This is a genomic window from Azospirillum sp. ST 5-10, from assembly GCF_051225715.1.
Lineage (GTDB): Bacteria > Pseudomonadota > Alphaproteobacteria > Azospirillales > Azospirillaceae > Azospirillum.
In genome coordinates this window covers 1-14,571 of record NZ_JBPJSP010000058.1, presented here as the reverse complement: position 1 = coordinate 14,571, position 14,571 = coordinate 1, and the positions used below count along the sequence as shown (strand labels likewise).

14 protein-coding genes and 3 tRNA genes are annotated in these 14,571 nt (G+C 69.2%); 10 read left to right on the top strand and 7 right to left on the bottom strand.

What is annotated here, in order from left to right:
- Positions 1-5: 5 nt before the first annotated feature.
- From ACSBPG_RS31450 to ACSBPG_RS31435, 4 genes are all read right to left on the bottom strand, one after another.
- Positions 6-1,088 carry a DUF6538 domain-containing protein gene (locus ACSBPG_RS31450; RefSeq protein ID WP_435541207.1) on the bottom strand — a complete coding sequence of 361 codons (1,083 nt, stop codon included), beginning with the start codon at positions 1,086-1,088 and terminating at the stop codon, positions 6-8.
- A 136-nt stretch (positions 1,089-1,224) separates the two neighbouring features.
- Positions 1,225-1,298 (bottom strand) — tRNA-Gln (locus tag ACSBPG_RS31445).
- 3 nt (positions 1,299-1,301) lie between these two features.
- Positions 1,302-1,376: transfer RNA gene (locus tag ACSBPG_RS31440), tRNA-Gly, on the bottom strand.
- A gap of 4 nt (positions 1,377-1,380) precedes the next feature.
- A tRNA-Asp gene (locus ACSBPG_RS31435) sits at positions 1,381-1,457 on the bottom strand.
- Positions 1,458-1,547: 90 nt separating this feature from the next.
- On the opposite strand from ACSBPG_RS31435, the gene ACSBPG_RS31430 reads away from it, so the two are divergent.
- Complete coding sequence (locus tag ACSBPG_RS31430; RefSeq protein WP_435541206.1) at positions 1,548-2,210, top strand: class I SAM-dependent methyltransferase; 663 nt, start codon at positions 1,548-1,550, stop codon at positions 2,208-2,210.
- Positions 2,211-2,221: 11 nt separating this feature from the next.
- On the opposite strand, the gene ACSBPG_RS31425 is transcribed toward ACSBPG_RS31430, so the two are convergent.
- Positions 2,222-2,752: a gamma carbonic anhydrase family protein gene (locus ACSBPG_RS31425; protein ID WP_435541205.1), complete on the bottom strand. Its 531-nt coding sequence runs from the start codon at positions 2,750-2,752 to the stop codon at positions 2,222-2,224.
- A gap of 421 nt (positions 2,753-3,173) precedes the next feature.
- On the bottom strand, positions 3,174-3,590 hold the full coding sequence (locus tag ACSBPG_RS31420; RefSeq protein ID WP_435541204.1) for a universal stress protein: 417 nt from the start codon (positions 3,588-3,590) through the stop codon (positions 3,174-3,176).
- Positions 3,591-3,937: 347 nt separating this feature from the next.
- Between ACSBPG_RS31420 and ACSBPG_RS31415 the strand changes: the two genes are divergently transcribed.
- The 3 genes from ACSBPG_RS31415 to ACSBPG_RS31405 all read left to right on the top strand — a co-directional run bounded on the left by ACSBPG_RS31415 (position 3,938) and on the right by ACSBPG_RS31405 (position 7,186).
- Positions 3,938-4,963, top strand: coding sequence for a Bug family tripartite tricarboxylate transporter substrate binding protein (locus ACSBPG_RS31415; protein ID WP_435541203.1), 1,026 nt, complete (start codon positions 3,938-3,940; stop codon positions 4,961-4,963).
- Between the two features lie 80 nt (positions 4,964-5,043).
- Complete coding sequence (locus tag ACSBPG_RS31410; RefSeq protein ID WP_435541202.1) at positions 5,044-5,553, top strand: tripartite tricarboxylate transporter TctB family protein; 510 nt, start codon at positions 5,044-5,046, stop codon at positions 5,551-5,553.
- Positions 5,554-5,713: 160 nt separating this feature from the next.
- Positions 5,714-7,186 carry a tripartite tricarboxylate transporter permease gene (locus ACSBPG_RS31405; RefSeq protein ID WP_435541201.1) on the top strand — a complete coding sequence of 491 codons (1,473 nt, stop codon included), beginning with the start codon at positions 5,714-5,716 and terminating at the stop codon, positions 7,184-7,186.
- 187 nt (positions 7,187-7,373) lie between these two features.
- Here ACSBPG_RS31405 and ACSBPG_RS31400 read toward each other — a convergent pair whose 3' ends face one another.
- The gene (locus ACSBPG_RS31400) at positions 7,374-7,577 is read right to left on the bottom strand and encodes a hypothetical protein (RefSeq protein ID WP_435541200.1); all 204 of its coding nucleotides are present in this window, start codon (positions 7,575-7,577) and stop codon (positions 7,374-7,376) included.
- A 269-nt stretch (positions 7,578-7,846) separates the two neighbouring features.
- Here ACSBPG_RS31400 and ACSBPG_RS31395 point away from each other — a divergent pair, with 269 nt between their 5' ends.
- The 6 genes from ACSBPG_RS31395 (at position 7,847) to oxc (ending at position 14,391) form a co-directional block, all read left to right on the top strand.
- Positions 7,847-8,542, top strand: coding sequence for a CBS domain-containing protein (locus ACSBPG_RS31395; protein WP_435541199.1), 696 nt, complete (start codon positions 7,847-7,849; stop codon positions 8,540-8,542).
- A gap of 88 nt (positions 8,543-8,630) precedes the next feature.
- Positions 8,631-9,395 carry a GntR family transcriptional regulator gene (locus ACSBPG_RS31390; RefSeq protein ID WP_435541198.1) on the top strand — a complete coding sequence of 255 codons (765 nt, stop codon included), beginning with the start codon at positions 8,631-8,633 and terminating at the stop codon, positions 9,393-9,395.
- A 133-nt stretch (positions 9,396-9,528) separates the two neighbouring features.
- Positions 9,529-9,999, top strand: coding sequence for a CBS domain-containing protein (locus tag ACSBPG_RS31385; protein ID WP_435541197.1), 471 nt, complete (start codon positions 9,529-9,531; stop codon positions 9,997-9,999).
- Positions 10,000-10,125: 126 nt separating this feature from the next.
- Positions 10,126-11,055 (top strand): histone deacetylase family protein, encoded by a 930-nt coding sequence (locus ACSBPG_RS31380; protein WP_435541196.1) that lies wholly within the window; start codon positions 10,126-10,128, stop codon positions 11,053-11,055.
- Positions 11,056-11,894: 839 nt separating this feature from the next.
- The gene (locus ACSBPG_RS31375; RefSeq protein WP_435541195.1) at positions 11,895-12,584 is read left to right on the top strand and encodes a GntR family transcriptional regulator; all 690 of its coding nucleotides are present in this window, start codon (positions 11,895-11,897) and stop codon (positions 12,582-12,584) included.
- Positions 12,585-12,645: 61 nt separating this feature from the next.
- Entirely contained in the window at positions 12,646-14,391 is a 1,746-nt protein-coding gene (oxc, locus tag ACSBPG_RS31370) for an oxalyl-CoA decarboxylase (RefSeq protein WP_435541194.1), read from the top strand.
- Positions 14,392-14,571: the final 180 nt, after the last annotated feature.

Sequence of the window (14,571 nt, the reverse complement as noted above, 5' to 3'; positions counted from 1 at the left end):
CGCACCTACGAGGCCATGCTCCACATCGTGTGTGCCGTCACCGTCTGGGAGTTCGTCGCCCTACTGGAATAGGCTCTAAGAGGACGGTCCCCGTGGCATTCAATCCAGAGATCCTTCGTCTTTTCATTCTGCCGGGCCGTCTGCTCCGTCCAGGGTTCCTCGGCCCCTCGGCGTGACGTCTTGTACGACCGATAGTCGTTCCACGCCGCGTTGAACGTCACAAGGACTTGGCGGGCTGCCGCTCCTGTCGCTATGGTGGGTGACGGGGCCACCGTCTTGGGTTCGCTGGTCTCAAGGGCCGTCGGTGCGATGTCACGTCGCCGAGCCACCGCGATCGCGGCCTCCTCGCCCCGCTCCAGGCCGGCATTGGTGCCGTGGGCCTCAGCCAACGCGCCGAGGGCGAGACGCTCCAGCACCGCGCGGGCGTCGCCCGTCGCATCGAGTTCCAACGCCTGCAGGGCCCGGTCCACCGCACCACGCGCGAGGTCGCGGTCGTTGCGCCGCGCGGCTTGGCGGTAGTACCCGGCGATTCCGTCCAGCAGGATGGCCCGATCACGGGAGACCGCCAATGGCGATCGGAGCGCCGGGCGGATCGGTGCCGGTGTTGCGGCTTCCGGCTCGGCGTCGGTGTCGCACAGGGTTTCCATGGCCGCGGGGTCGTCCCCCTCATCGATCAGATCATCATCGGAGACGGCCACGGGGCCATGAGCCGCGAGGGCACCGAGCACCTCCGCGAGGGCGGCCTGTTTCTCGTCCGGTGTTGCGTCCACGACGGTCCGGTCGGCGCGTGCCGTGTAGCCCAGGTCCGCCGGGCGCGCGGCGCGGCGCGCTGCGCCTTTCTCCAGGGCGTCGTCCCGGACCTTGGCCAGCACCCGGGCCATCGTCTCCGCGTCCATACCATCCTCGGCCAGCAGCTCTTCGTACGCCGCGTCGAGAGCGGCCGCGACCCGCGAGGCTGCTCGCAGATCGCTCGTCTTCAGCGACAGCACGAGTCTACCGCGGCCCGACGGTCGGGCGATAGCCGGCGGCAGCCGGCGGCGCCAGACCCAGGTGTGATGCCGCAGGGCAAGATGACAGGGACGACGCACCGGACCGCTCCCAGGGTCGGGGAGGCGGTGGGCTACAGCCGTGGGCTACAGGTCCGGGCTACAGCTGCGCGCCTCCCGCACGAAGCACGGGGGAACGCGTTCCAAGACATTGATTCTAAAGCGAAATCGGGAGAGATGGTTGGGGGACTAGGATTCGAACCTAGGCTGGCGGAGTCAGAGTCCGCTGTCCTACCGCTAGACGATCCCCCAACATGGAGCGGGCGAAGGGATTCGAACCCTCGACCCCAACCTTGGCAAGGTTGTGCTCTACCCCTGAGCTACGCCCGCAACATGGCGCGAGTGACGGGACTTGAACCCGCGGCCTCCGGCGTGACAGGCCGGCGCTCTAACCAACTGAGCTACACCCGCAAAGGGATGCGCTATGTACGAAACCCCGGTCCGCGGCGCAAGCACTTTTTTGCGGTCGCCCGGCCGGAGCGGGCTCTGCCATGCTGGGCCATGATCACCGCCCCGACGGCCCCGTCCTGCCCGCTGTGCGCGAGCCTCGCCACCACGCCCTTCGTCACCGCCGGCGGCCGGGACTACCGGCGCTGCCCCGCCTGCCGGCTCACCTTCCTGGAGCCCGCACAGCGGCCCGACGCCGCCGCGGAACGGGCCGAATACGCCCTGCACCGGAACGACCCCGCCGACCCGCGCTACCGCCGCTTCCTGGGCCGCGCCACCGAGCCGCTGCTGGCCCATCTGGCGCCCGGCGCCGAGGGGCTCGACTACGGCTGCGGGCCGGGGCCGGCGGTGGCCGCCATGCTGGGCGAGCGGGGCTTCGCCGTGCGCAACTACGACCCCTTCTTCGCCCCCGACGCCGCGGCCCTGGAGCGCACCTACGACTTCATCGTCTGCACCGAGGTCGCCGAGCACTTCCACCGGCCCGGCGCCGAATTCGCCCGGCTCGACCGGCTGCTGCGGCCGGGCGGCCGGCTGGCGCTGATGACCGGCGTCCTGCACGACGACACCGCCTTCGCCGGGTGGCCCTACCGCCGCGAGGCCAGCCACGTCGTCTTCTACCGGCCGGAAACCCTGGCCTGGATCGCCGGCCGCTTCGCCTGGACCCTGCGGACGGCCGGGCGCGACGTCGCCCTGTTCCACAAGGCGGACGGCCGCTGACCGCCGCCCCCTCAGCCCGGTGGCGGCAGCGCCACCAGGCGCGCCGCGTAGAGGCGGGCCCGTTCGCGGTAGACGGCGGCCGGCTGGCGCAGGCGCTCCAGGTCGGCGTCGCTCACCTCCCGCACGATCTTGCCCGGGGCGCCGAGCACCACCGAGCGGTCCGGGATCTCCTTACCCTCGGCGATCAGGGCACGGGCGCCGATCAGGCAGTCGCGGCCGATCCGCGCCCCGTTGAGGATCACCGCGCCGATGCCGACCAGCGTGCCGTCGCCCACCGTGCAGCCGTGCAGCATCGCCATGTGCCCCACCGTCACCCCGGCGCCCAGGGTCAGCGGATAGCCGGGGTCCACGTGCAGCACCGCGTTGTCCTGCACGTTGCCGCCGACGCCGATGCGGATGCGCTCCTGCTCGGCCCGCAGAACCGCGCCCCACCAGACGGACGCCTCCTCCTCCAGCACCACGTCGCCGACCAGGGTGGCGTTGGGCGCCGCCCAGGCGCCGGGGGCGAGCCGAGGGGCACGGTCGTCAAGGGCGTAGAGCACGGGGACGTCCTCCGGAGGCAATGGGAGCGGACCCCGATTGAAAAGCAAGCGCCGCCGCGGTGCCAGCCCTTTCCGACCGCCGGGCCATTGATCGGGCGGGTCGGGCAGCGGCGGTGCGCATCGGGCTAGATTCCAAATTCAGAATAATGTATACCAAGAACGGGCGGATGTCGGAGCCGCGCATCGCCCGGCCGCAGCCGACGGAGCGGGGATCATGCGAAGCCCTGCCGAAAGAACGGTCCCGTCATGCGCCTGGGACATGGTTTTGGCGCAGGAATGCCCGGACGATCCGGGCGGGGCGGCGCTTTTCCGTCATGCGGAAATGGTCATACCGCGTCCGGCGGCACCCGCCGGGCGGATGCGGCGCGCGCGGCGGCCGGCCGGGGGGCCGGTCCGCCGCGCGCGGTGGCGGCGAAGGGGGCTACTTCACGACGGTGACCGGCACCTCGGCCAGGTGCAGGACGCGGGTGGTGACCGATCCCAGCAGCAGGTTGGGCAAAGGGCTGAGACCGCGGCTGCCGATGACGATCTGGCCGCACCCGAGTTCGCCGGCGTGGCGCACGATGGTCTCGGCGACGGAGCCCACCGCCACGTAGTCGCGGTGGGCGATGCCCGCCTCCGACAGCAGACGGCGCGGCTCCTCCAGCGCCTTGCGCCCCTCGTCCTCATGATAGTCGTGGCGTTCCTTCTCGCCGACGAAGTCCCCCACCGCGCCCGGCAGAGGCGGCTGCACGTTCAGAAGATGAACTTCCGCGCCCGCGTGCGCGAACGTTTTCACGATGTAGCGCACGGCGTGCGCCGAGGCCTCCGAGCCGTCCACCGGTACGAGGATCTTCATGGTGCTCTCCTTGAGTTGATCGGACATCCCTTGCGGGAGACGCAGCGCCGACGCCCCTCGCCCTTGTCTCCCCGGCGTCTCCCCGGCCGGCGTTCCGCCGACAAGCAAGGATGATGCCAGCCGCGGCCCGCGGCTGGCGGCAACATTGCGGGGTGGCAAGAAAGCTGTTGATTCCAACACTGCATGCCAGATACCGTATCCCAAGCGGTCAATCAGTGTCACCAACCATCCGCGCCAAGCGCGATCGTCGACATGGTCGCAGGCGAGGCGACGGAGGAGACCGCGACGGCAGAATGAAATGCCCGGGAGGAATTGGGACCCCGGCCAGTGAGGGAAGGAAACAGCACATGAAAGACGTGAAGCACCCGCGTATTGCGCAGATGGCCGCCATCGGCGTGGCCGTGCTCGGGGCGACGGCCCTTTCCACGCTTCCGACCGCTGCGTTCGCTTGGGAGCCGACCAAGTCCGTCGAGTTCATCGTGCCCGCCGGCACGGGCGGCGGCGCGGACCAGATGGCCCGCATGGTTCAGGGCATCATCCAGAAGAATAATCTGATGAAGCAGCCCATCGTCGTCATCAACAAGTCCGGCGGCGCCGGCGCCGAGGGCTTCCTCGACGTCAAGGGTTCGAAGGGCGAAGAGCACAAGATCATCATCACCCTGTCCAACCTGTTCACCACCCCGCTGGCGACGGGCGTGCCCTTCTCCTACCAGGACCTGACGCCGGTGGCGATGCTGGCGCTCGACAACTTCGTCCTGTGGGTGAACTCCGAGGCGCCGCAGAAGACCGCCAAGGAGTACATCGACGCCGTGAAGTCGGCCGGCCCCAACAAGTTCAAGATGGGCGGCACCGGCTCCAAGCAGGAAGACCAGATCATCACCGTCGGCATCGACTCGGCGGCCGGCACCAAGTTCACCTACGTCCCCTACAAGGGCGGCGGGGACGTGGCGGCCCAGCTCGTCGGCGGCCACATCAACTCGTCGGTGAACAACCCGATCGAGGCGGTCTCCCAGTGGCGCGCCGGCGCCCTGAAGCCGCTGTGCGTCTTCGGCAGCGACCGCATCGACCTCAAGGAGCCGGTCGCCGAAGGGCAGTCCTGGAACGACATCCCGAGCTGCAAGGAAGCCGGCATCCCGGTCGAGTACCAGATGCTGCGCGGCATCATGATGCCGCCGGGCGTCGAGCAGGAGGTCGTCGACTACTACGTCGACCTCTTCAAGAAGGTCCGCGAGACTCCGGAATGGAAGGACTTCATGGCGAAGGGCGCCTTCGACACGTCGTTCAAGACCGGTGACGAGTTCAAGACCTGGCTGGCCAGCGCCGAAGAGCTGCACGAGAAGCTGATGAAGGAAGCCGGTCTCGCCAAGAAGTAACCCTGCGACCGCGCATCCAGGCCCCGGAGCACCGTCTCCGGGGCCGATCGTCGGAAACCGCATTCCGGGGGAGTTGAATCGTGGAACACGAAACCGAAAGCAGCGCCCCGGTCGTCTCGAACCGGGTCATGGAAATCGTCGTCGCCGGCCTGTTCGCGGCCGTCTCCATCATCGTCATGATGGACAGCTCCCGCATCGGCGCCGGCTGGGCCTCGGACGGCCCGCAGGCCGGCTATTTCCCCTTCTACGTCGGCCTGGTGATGTTCGTCAGCGCGCTCGCCATCATGGGCACGGCGATCTTCAAGCAGACCAACGCCGACAGCGGCACCTTCGTCGAGCGCCACCAGCTCGCCCTGGTCCTCAAGGTGCTGGTGCCCAGCGCCATCTTCGTCGCCCTGATCGCCTTCCTCGGCATATACGTCGCCGCGGCGATCTTCATCGCCTTCTTCATGTACTGGGTCGGCAAGTATCCGATCCAGACCATCATTCCCATCGCGGTCGGCGTCCCGGTCGCTCTTTTCGTCGCCTTCGAGATCTGGTTCCTCGTGCCGCTGCCGAAGGGGCCCGTGGAAGCGATGCTCGGGTACTGACGCCCCGTCGTCCCGTCACCGCAACGCACACGAAGGATTTGCTTGCCGCGCGCCTCCGCTCCGGCGGAGGACGGCCGCGGCCTCACCGGGCAGCATCAGGGAGGGAACTTTGGAAGCGCTCGGGTCACTTATCGCAGGATTCGGTGTCCTCGCCGATCCCATGAACATCGTTTACATGTTCATCGGCATCACACTGGGCGTCCTCATCGGCGTGCTGCCGGGCCTCGGCGGGGCGAATGGCGTCGCCATTCTGCTGCCGCTGACCTTCGGCATGTCGCCGACCTCGGCCATCATCATGCTGTCGTGCATCTACTGGGGCGCGCTGTTCGGCGGCGCCATCACCAGCGTCCTCTTCAACATCCCCGGCGAGCCCTGGTCCGTCGCCACGACCTTCGACGGCCATCCATTGGCGCAGAAGGGGCACGCCGGCGAGGCGCTGACGGCGGCCTTCACCTCGTCCTTCTTCGGCGCCTTCGTGGCCGTCATCGTCATCACCTTCCTGGCGCCGATCATCGCCGCCTTCGCCCTGCAGTTCGGCCCGGCCGAGTTCTTCGCGGTGCAGATGCTGACCTTCTGCAGCTTCGTCGGCATGGGCAGCGAATCGCCGTTCAAGGTGCTGTGCGCCATGATGCTGGGCTTCGCCCTGGCCGCCGTCGGCATCGACACGGTGACGGGCGAGCTGCGCATGACCTTCGGCTCGGTCGAGCTGCTGCGCGGCTTCGACTTCCTGATCGCGGTCATCGGCCTGTTCGGCATCGGCGAGATCCTGCTGACCATGGAGGAGGGCCTGGCCTTCCGCGGCAAGTCCGCCAAGATCAGCGCGACCGTCGTCTGGCGCACCTGGAAGCAGCTGCCGAAGTACTGGGTCACCGCCATCCGCGGCTCCATCGTCGGCTGCTGGATGGGCATCACCCCCGGTGGCGCCACCCCGGCCTCCTTCATGAGCTACGGCCTGGCCAAGCGCTTCTCGCGCAACGGCTCGAAGTTCGGCACGGGCGAGCTGGAAGGCGTCGTCGCCCCGGAGACCGCGGCCCACGCCGCCGGCACCAGCGCGCTCCTGCCCATGCTGACGCTCGGCATCCCCGGCTCGCCGACGGCGGCGGTGCTGCTCGGCGGCCTGCTGATCTGGGGCCTGCAGCCCGGTCCGCTGCTGTTCGTCGAGCAGGCCGACTTCGTCTGGGGCCTGATCGCCTCCATGTACCTCGGCAACATCGCCGGCCTGATCGTCGTGCTGACGACCGTGCCGCTGTTCGCCGCGATCCTGCGCATCCCCTTCTCGATCATCGCGCCCATCATCGTGGTGATCTGCGCGGTCGGCGCCTACACCGTGCACAACGCCTTCTTCGACGTGGTGCTGATGCTGGTGTTCGGCGTGCTCGGCTACGTCTTCAAGAAGCTGTCCTACCCGCTGGCGCCGCTGGTCCTCGCCCTGGTGCTGGGCGACATGGCGGAGGGTTCGTTCCGCCAGGCCATGCTGCTGTCGCAGGGCGACCTGTCGATCTTCTGGTCGAACGCGCTGGTCGGCGGGATCATCACCCTGGCCCTGGTGATGCTCGTCTGGCCGATCATCAGTGCGGTTCTGAAGCGCCGCAACGGCGGTTCGGACGAGACGGCCGCCATTCCGGCGAAGTGACGCCGGCCGGGTGACACCCCGGATGATGCCCGGATGCAGGGGGCGGTCTCCCACCGCCCCCTGCGATCCGGTCCCCGCCGGGCCATTGGTTGAGCAATTTTCCGTTTGGCACTTTTCAGGGGGACGGGCCGGCGCGGCCCGTCGGGAGAGACGGTCGATGGGCGTTGCCGCAGGGGGCACGGCGCCGTCAGGCGGCGCGGCGCGACGGCATCCGCCGGGGCCGGTTGGCGTTGGCCGGCAGGGGGCGCGACGGACGCGCCAGGGCGCGGACGTCGGTGACGATCTCCCACAGGATCTTCGGGTCACGGGCCACGATCTCGCTGATCACGGTCGCCAGGGCGGCGACGGGAACGACGACGGCGAGGGCCTGAAGGACGGAGTCGAGGATCATACGGTGCTCCTGGGTCTGAACACGGGCCGCGGTTCTTGTTTTGCGGCGCAGCACATATGTCGCACCCGGCCGGCGATCGCAAGGCGACCGTATGCCGCAGGTGGCATGCCACATGCCGCCCGCCGCATACGGCGCCGCGCCTCCGGGGAGGCATCACCAGCAACAAGGGAGCGCCCGCTGCGGCAGGGGCCGACCGGCCCCTGCCGCAGCGTGGCGCGCGAAGAACGACGGGTTGGGTTGGAGACTTTGGGCCGAAAAGGAGACGCAAGATGCAAGCCAAGGACGTCATGACGGCACCGGTGATCACGGTGGCCCCGGAGACCCCCGTGCCCGACATCGCGGCACTTCTGCTGGAGCGCCGCATCAGCGGCGTCCCGGTGTGCGACGGGGCGGGGCACCTCGTCGGCATCCTCACCGAGGGCGACCTGCTCCACCGCGCCGAGACCGGCACGGAGCGGCGGCGCTCGCGCTGGCTGGAGCTGTTCACCGGCGGTCGCGACCGCGCCGCGGAATACGTGAAGTCGCACGGCTCGCGTGCCGCCGACGTGATGACCCGCCGCGTCGTCACCGTCGCGCCGGACACCGAGCTGGCCGAGATCGCCAGCCTGATGGAGCGGGAGCGCGTCAAGCGCGTGCCGGTGTGCGCCGAGGGCAAGCTGGTCGGCATCGTCAGCCGCGCCAACCTGCTGCACGGCTTGGTCGCCTACCGCCAGGGCAAGGCCGGCGCCGCCGGCGCGGACGTCGGCAGCGACGCCGCCATCCGTCACCAGCTGATGGCCCAGCTGGCCGACGAGCCGTGGATCAACCTGAACCAGATCAACATCGTCGTCAGCGACGGCGTGGTCCATCTGTGGGGCGTGGTCGAGACCGACGAGCAGCGCCACGCCCTGCGCGTCGCCGCCGAGAGCGTGTCCGGCGTCAAGGCGATCGAGGAGCACCTGCACCGCAACCGTTTCGTCGAATGAACGCGTGCGATGGCCGGTCCGGCGGGTGCGGCCGCCGCGCCGGCCATCCGCGCGGTCACGCCGGTTCCACCTAGAGGAGCGACCCTGGATGCCCCCTCCCGCGATCAACGTCCAGCCCCTGGACGTCGGCACGACCTTCCGCAGCCAAGTGTACCGGACCCTGAAGCACGCCATCGTCGAGATGGACATCTACGACCATCCCGGCGAGGTCCGGCTCGACGAGCGCCAGCTCAGCGAGCAGCTCGGCGTCAGCCGCACCCCCATCCGCGAGGCGCTCACCCTCCTGGAGCAGGAGGGTTTCGTGCGCCTGGAGCCGCGCCGGGGCATCTTCGTCGTCCGCAAGACGAAGCAGGAGATCATCGAGATGATCGTCGCCTGGGCGGCGCTGGAGAGCATGGCCGCACGCCTCGCCGCCCAGCGCGCCAGCGACGACGACATCCGCTCCCTGTGGGACCTGTTCGGCGCCTTCGAGGAGCGCAGCCTGTCCGAGCACATGAAGGAGTACTCCGACGCCAACATCGCCTTCCACAAGGCGATCATCCGCCTCAGCGGGGCGCGGCTGCTGCAGGACATGACGGACAACCTGTTCATCCACATCCGGGCGATCCGCAAGCTGACGATCGCCCAGGACAACCGGATGGAGCGCTCGATCCACGACCACCGCGAGATCATCACCGCCCTGGAGGCGCGCGACGCCGACCTGGCCGAGCGGCTGTCGCGCGACCACACGCTCGGCCTCGCCGAGCACGTGGAGCGGCACGGCGACTTCCTCGACTGGCTCGACCAGCTCTCGGAATCGCGGCCGCGGGGCGACGGCGGCTTCACCGTCAGCCTGGGCGCGCCGCGGCGCTGACGGGCGATATGTTAGACCTAAGGACTATCCGCCGCACCCGCGAATCGGCTTGACATCTGGTATGTGGTATACCAGAATGGGCCTTGTCGGATACCGACGGGGCCCACAGGCACAGGCGAGGAGGAAGAGTGTCATGAAGGTCGAGGACATTCTCCGCAGGAAGGGAACGCGGATCAACATGGTCCGCATCAACGAGACGGTGGAGACGGCGCTGACGCTGATGCGCCGCGAGAACATCGGCGCACTCGTCGTCAAGGACGTGTGCCGGACGGAAGGCAACACGGTGGTCGGCGTGATCTCCGAACGCGACGTGGTGCGCGGCCTCGTCGAACGCGGCCCGGCGATCCTCGTCCTTCCGGTTTCGGAGCTGATGACCCGCAACCCGGTGGTCTGCCAGTCCTCGGACTCGCTGCACCATGTGTTGACGCTGATGGACGAGCACGCCATCCGTCACGTCCCGGTGCTCGACGACGGCACCCTGGTCGGCGTGGTCAGCGTGCGCGATCTCATCAAGAACCGCCTGCTGGCCGACGCCGCCGCGCCCGAACTGGCGGCCGGGGCCGCCGGCGAGCGTTGGGACCGTCCGGCAGCGGTGAGCCATTGAGGAGGCCGCGCCGGACGACGGCGCCGACCACCCGGAGAACAGCGCCGGCTCGCGGCGCTCCGCCTCCCCCGTGCGGGACCGAGGTGGAGCGCCGCTGTCGCGCGTGGGAAGGGAAGGGGACAACCCGTGAGCACCATCATCGTCACCCATGAGGACTGTCTGGCCCACGACACCGGCCTCGGCCATCCCGAGCGCCCGGACCGCCTCACCGCCGTGTGGAAGGCGCTGGATCGCGAGCCGTTCCGCCGCCTGGCGCGGCGCGAGGCGCCGCTGGCGACCCCGGAGCAGCTGAAGGCCGTCCACGATGACGACTACGTCGACCTGATCCTGGAGGCCTTCCCGGATCGCGGCACGGTGCGGCTCGACGCCGACACGGTGCTGTCGCCGGGATCGCGGGGGGCGGTGCTGCGCGCCGCCGGCGCGGTGTGCGCCGCCGTCGACGCCGTCGTGGCGGGCGAGGCGGACAACGCCTTCTGCGCCGTGCGGCCCTGCGGCCACCACGCCGAACAGGCCCGGCCCATGGGATTCTGCGTCTTCAACAACGTCGCCGTCGGCATGGCGCACGCCCGCAACCGCCACGGCATCCGGCGGATCGCCTGCGTCGACTTCGACGTCCATCACGGCAACGGCACCCAGGCGATGTTCGCCGACGACGCCGACTGCCTGTTCGCCTCCACCCACCAGTCGCCGCTCTATCCCGGAACCGGCGCGGAGAGCGAACGCGGGCGCTACGGCACGGTGGTCAACGTGCCGCTGCCGCCGGGTGCCGGCGGCGAGGCCTTCGCGTCCGGCGTGGAGCGGCGCATCCTGCCGGCCCTGGAGGTGTTCAAGCCGGAGCTGCTGTTCATCTCCGCCGGCTTCGACGCCCACGTCGACGACCCGCTGGCGAGCCTGGAGTTCGAGGCGGAGGACTTCGCCTGGGTGACGCGGGCGCTGGTGGACGTGGCGCGGCGCCACTGCGGCGGGCGCATCGTCTCGGTGCTCGAGGGGGGCTACGACCTCGACGGCCTGGCCGACGGCTGCGCCGCCCACGTGGCCGAGCTGGCGGCGGCCTGAGGGGCGGCCGCGGGACGACGCGGGCCACGGCTTCGTCGGCAACGCCCGGACCGCGCATCACCGACGGAGCCGGGGGCGACGAAGCCGGGGGATGACGCCGACGGCCGCCATGGGGCGCTGCCCTGGGGGGGCCGCTGTCGTGTGCCGGCGTCGTGCGCCGGGCGCTGACGGCGGTGCCCAGCCGTCCCCATTCCGTATAGCCGGACCGGGATGATCAGCAACACGATCGAGCGCGCCGCGAGCCGTCGGCCAGACACACGCAGCGCCGGGCCGGATGCGCGAAAAAAATCCCCCGGACGCGCGGACGCTCCGGGGGAGTGCAGGGAGAATCTACCGGGAGGAAGCCATGTAGACCCGGTGCCGTTCTACCCTCTTTCGGATGGTTGGCACCACCCCGCATTCAGAATACCAGCCATGCAAATACGAAATTTGGTATACCAATGCAGGGTGATCGGTGCGCTCTCCAGCACTCAGCGGCGACCGGCCGGTTCCGGTGGCGACGCCGGCGGCGCCGGCATCAGGAGAGCCCGGCCCTGTCCCGTCTCCCGGAACCATTCGCGGCGGCGGCTGTCGCAATCCGACTGCGCATGATCTTTCCGCGGTCCGGGCACGGCAGCGCGAATCCTCGGGCGATCGCGCCGGCGGCCTGGCGGATCGGCTCCGCCGGCGGCGGATGTCGGCGGCAAATACAGTTTGCGACCCCCACAAAGCCGCTTGCAGGCATTCGGCATCTGGTATACCGTATCACCAATCCAAGCCCGCGGCGACGGGAGGGGTGCGCGGTCCCGGGCGGATGCCGACGGGCCGGCACCCGACAGGCATACGGGGTCAGGGGCGGCATGGAACGGCTGAGCTTCGCGGTCAAGCGCCTGGATCAGGGCACGAGCTTCAAGGCGAAGGCGTACATGGCGCTGCGTCAGGCGATCACGCAGATGGACATCTACGGGCACGACGGGGAGATCCGGTTGGACGAACGCCAGCTCTGCGAGGCGCTGGGCGTCAGCCGCACCCCCGTGCGCGAAGCCATGGCCCTGCTCGAGCAGGAGGGCTTCATCCGCTCCCAGCCCCGCCGCGGCATCTTCGTCGTCCGCAAGACGAAGGCGGAGATCATCGAGATGATCACCGTCTGCGCGGCGCTCGAAGGCATGGCGGCCCGCCTCGTCGTCGAGCGCGCGGACGACGCCGAGATCGGCCGGCTGGCGGAGCCGATCAAGGCCTTTCCCAACACGCCGGCGGACGGTCAGGTCGGCGACTATTCCGACGCGAACGTCTCCTTTCACCAGCGGCTCGTCCAGGCGTCGGGCTGCGGGATGATCGGCGAGATCACCGAGCGGTTCTTCGTCCACATGCGGGCGATCCGCAAGGTCACCATGCGGACGGGCGGGCGTGCCGACCGGTCGATCGCCGAACACCACGACATCATGGAAGCCCTCGAGAAACGCGATGCCGACCTCGCGGAGCGGCGGGTGCGCGAGCACACGCTCGGCCTGGCGCGCTACGTGGAACAGCACTGCGATTTTCTCGACTGACCGATTTGAATCTTCAGGAGCTCGGGGAGGATCTACCCTTATGTCAAACGCGGCTGCAACAATGGTCAAGAACCAAGCCACGGACGCACCTGCCGTCGACCAGCAGCAGGCGCTGACCGACGGCTTCCAGCTCGTCATCGACGCGCTCAAGCTCAACGGCATCGAGAACCTCTATGCCGTGCCCGGCATTCCGATCTCGGACCTGCTGCGCATGGCGCAGGGCGAGGGCATGCGCGTCATCTCCTTCCGGCATGAGCAGAACGCCGGAAACGCCGCCGCGATCGCCGGCTTCCTCACGAAGAAGCCGGGCGTCTGCCTCACCGTCTCGGCCCCGGGCTTCCTCAACGGCCTGACGGCGCTGGCGAACGCCACCACCAACTGCTTCCCGATGATCCTGATCAGCGGCTCGTCCGAGCGCGAGATCGTCGACCTGCAGCAGGGCGACTACGAGGAGATGGACCAGCTCGCCATCGCCAAGCCGCTGTGCAAGGCGGCGTTCCGCATCCTGCACGCCCAGGACATCGGCATCGGCGTGGCGCGCGCCATCCGCGCCGCCGTGTCCGGCCGTCCGGGCGGCGTCTACCTCGACCTGCCGGCCAAGCTGTTCTCGCAGGTGATGGACGCGGCCGAGGGTGCGAAGTCGCTGGTCAAGGTCGTCGACCCGGCGCCGGCCCAGCTGCCCGCCCCGTCCGCCGTCGCCCGCGCGCTCGACGTGCTGAAGGGCGCCAAGCGTCCGCTCGTCGTCCTCGGCAAGGGCGCCGCCTACGCCCAGGCCGACGAGGAGATCCGCACCTTCATCGAGAAGAGCGGTCTGCCCTTCCTGCAGATGAGCATGGCCAAGGGCCTGCTGCCGGACACCCATCCGCAGTCGGCCGGTGCGGCGCGCTCGATGGTGCTGAAGGACTCCGACGTCGTCCTGCTCGTCGGTGCCCGCCTCAACTGGCTGCTCTCCCACGGCAAGGGCAAGAGCTGGGGCGAGCCCGGCTCGAAGAAGTTCATCCAGATCGACATCGAGCCGCGGGAGATGGACAGCAACGTCGAGATCGTGGCGCCGGTCGTCGGTGACATCGGCTCCTGCATCTCGGCGCTCCTCCAGGGCATCGACGGCTCCTGGAAGGCCCCGTCGGCCGACTGGACCAACGGCATCAACGCCCGCAAGGAAGCCAACATCGCCAAGATGGCGCCGAAGCTGATGCGGAACGCGGCGCCGATGTGCTTCCACGGGGCGCTCGGCGCGCTGCGCCGGGTCGTCAAGGAGCGGCCCGACGCCATGCTGGTCAACGAGGGCGCCAACACCCTCGACCTCGCCCGCGGCATCATCGACATGTACCAGCCGCGCAAGCGTCTGGACGTCGGCACCTGGGGCGTCATGGGCGTCGGCATGGGCTACGCCGTCGCGGCCGCCGTGGAGTCCGGCAAGCCGGTGCTGGCGGTCGAGGGCGACAGCGCCTTCGGCTTCTCCGGCATGGAGGTGGAGACGATCTGCCGGTACAACCTCCCGGTCTGCATCGTCATCTTCAACAACAACGGCATCTATCGCGGCACCGACGTCAACCCGACGGGCGGCAGCGATCCGTCGCCGATGGTGTTCGTGCCGGGCTCCCGCTACGACAAGATGATGGAGGCCTTCGGCGGCGTCGGCGTCCACGTGACGACGCCGGACGAGCTGTACCGCGCCGTCAGCGAAGCCATGGACTCCGGCAAGCCGACGCTCGTCAACGCGGTGATCGACCCGGCGGCCGGCACCGAGAGCGGCAACATCGGCAGCCTCAACCCGACCAGCTCGGTCCGCAAGATGCCGTCGTAGCGACGGCGGTTCCACAAGCGGGGAGAACGCGGCCTGCCTTTGCCCGGCAGGCCGCGTCGGACAAGAACAGCGTGCAAAAAAGGAGAGGGATGAAGATGGGCAAAGCTCTTGAAGGTGTGCGCATTCTCGACTTTACCCATGTTCAGTCGGGTCCCACCTGCACGCAGCTTCTGGCGTGGT

Coding starts and splice junctions, on each gene's coding strand:
- ACSBPG_RS31395 (WP_435541199.1), top strand. CDS start 7,847: ATGCAAGCCAAGGACGTCATGACGGCACCGGTGATCACGGTGGCCCCG.
- ACSBPG_RS31385 (WP_435541197.1), top strand. CDS start 9,529: ATGAAGGTCGAGGACATTCTCCGCAGGAAGGGAACGCGGATCAACATG.
- oxc (WP_435541194.1), top strand. CDS start 12,646: ATGGTCAAGAACCAAGCCACGGACGCACCTGCCGTCGACCAGCAGCAG.
- ACSBPG_RS31420 (WP_435541204.1), bottom strand. CDS start 3,590: ATGAAGATCCTCGTACCGGTGGACGGCTCGGAGGCCTCGGCGCACGCC.
- ACSBPG_RS31415 (WP_435541203.1), top strand. CDS start 3,938: ATGAAAGACGTGAAGCACCCGCGTATTGCGCAGATGGCCGCCATCGGC.
- ACSBPG_RS31390 (WP_435541198.1), top strand. CDS start 8,631: ATGCCCCCTCCCGCGATCAACGTCCAGCCCCTGGACGTCGGCACGACC.
- ACSBPG_RS31430 (WP_435541206.1), top strand. CDS start 1,548: ATGATCACCGCCCCGACGGCCCCGTCCTGCCCGCTGTGCGCGAGCCTC.
- ACSBPG_RS31405 (WP_435541201.1), top strand. CDS start 5,714: ATGAACATCGTTTACATGTTCATCGGCATCACACTGGGCGTCCTCATC.
- ACSBPG_RS31400 (WP_435541200.1), bottom strand. CDS start 7,577: ATGATCCTCGACTCCGTCCTTCAGGCCCTCGCCGTCGTCGTTCCCGTC.
- ACSBPG_RS31375 (WP_435541195.1), top strand. CDS start 11,895: ATGGAACGGCTGAGCTTCGCGGTCAAGCGCCTGGATCAGGGCACGAGC.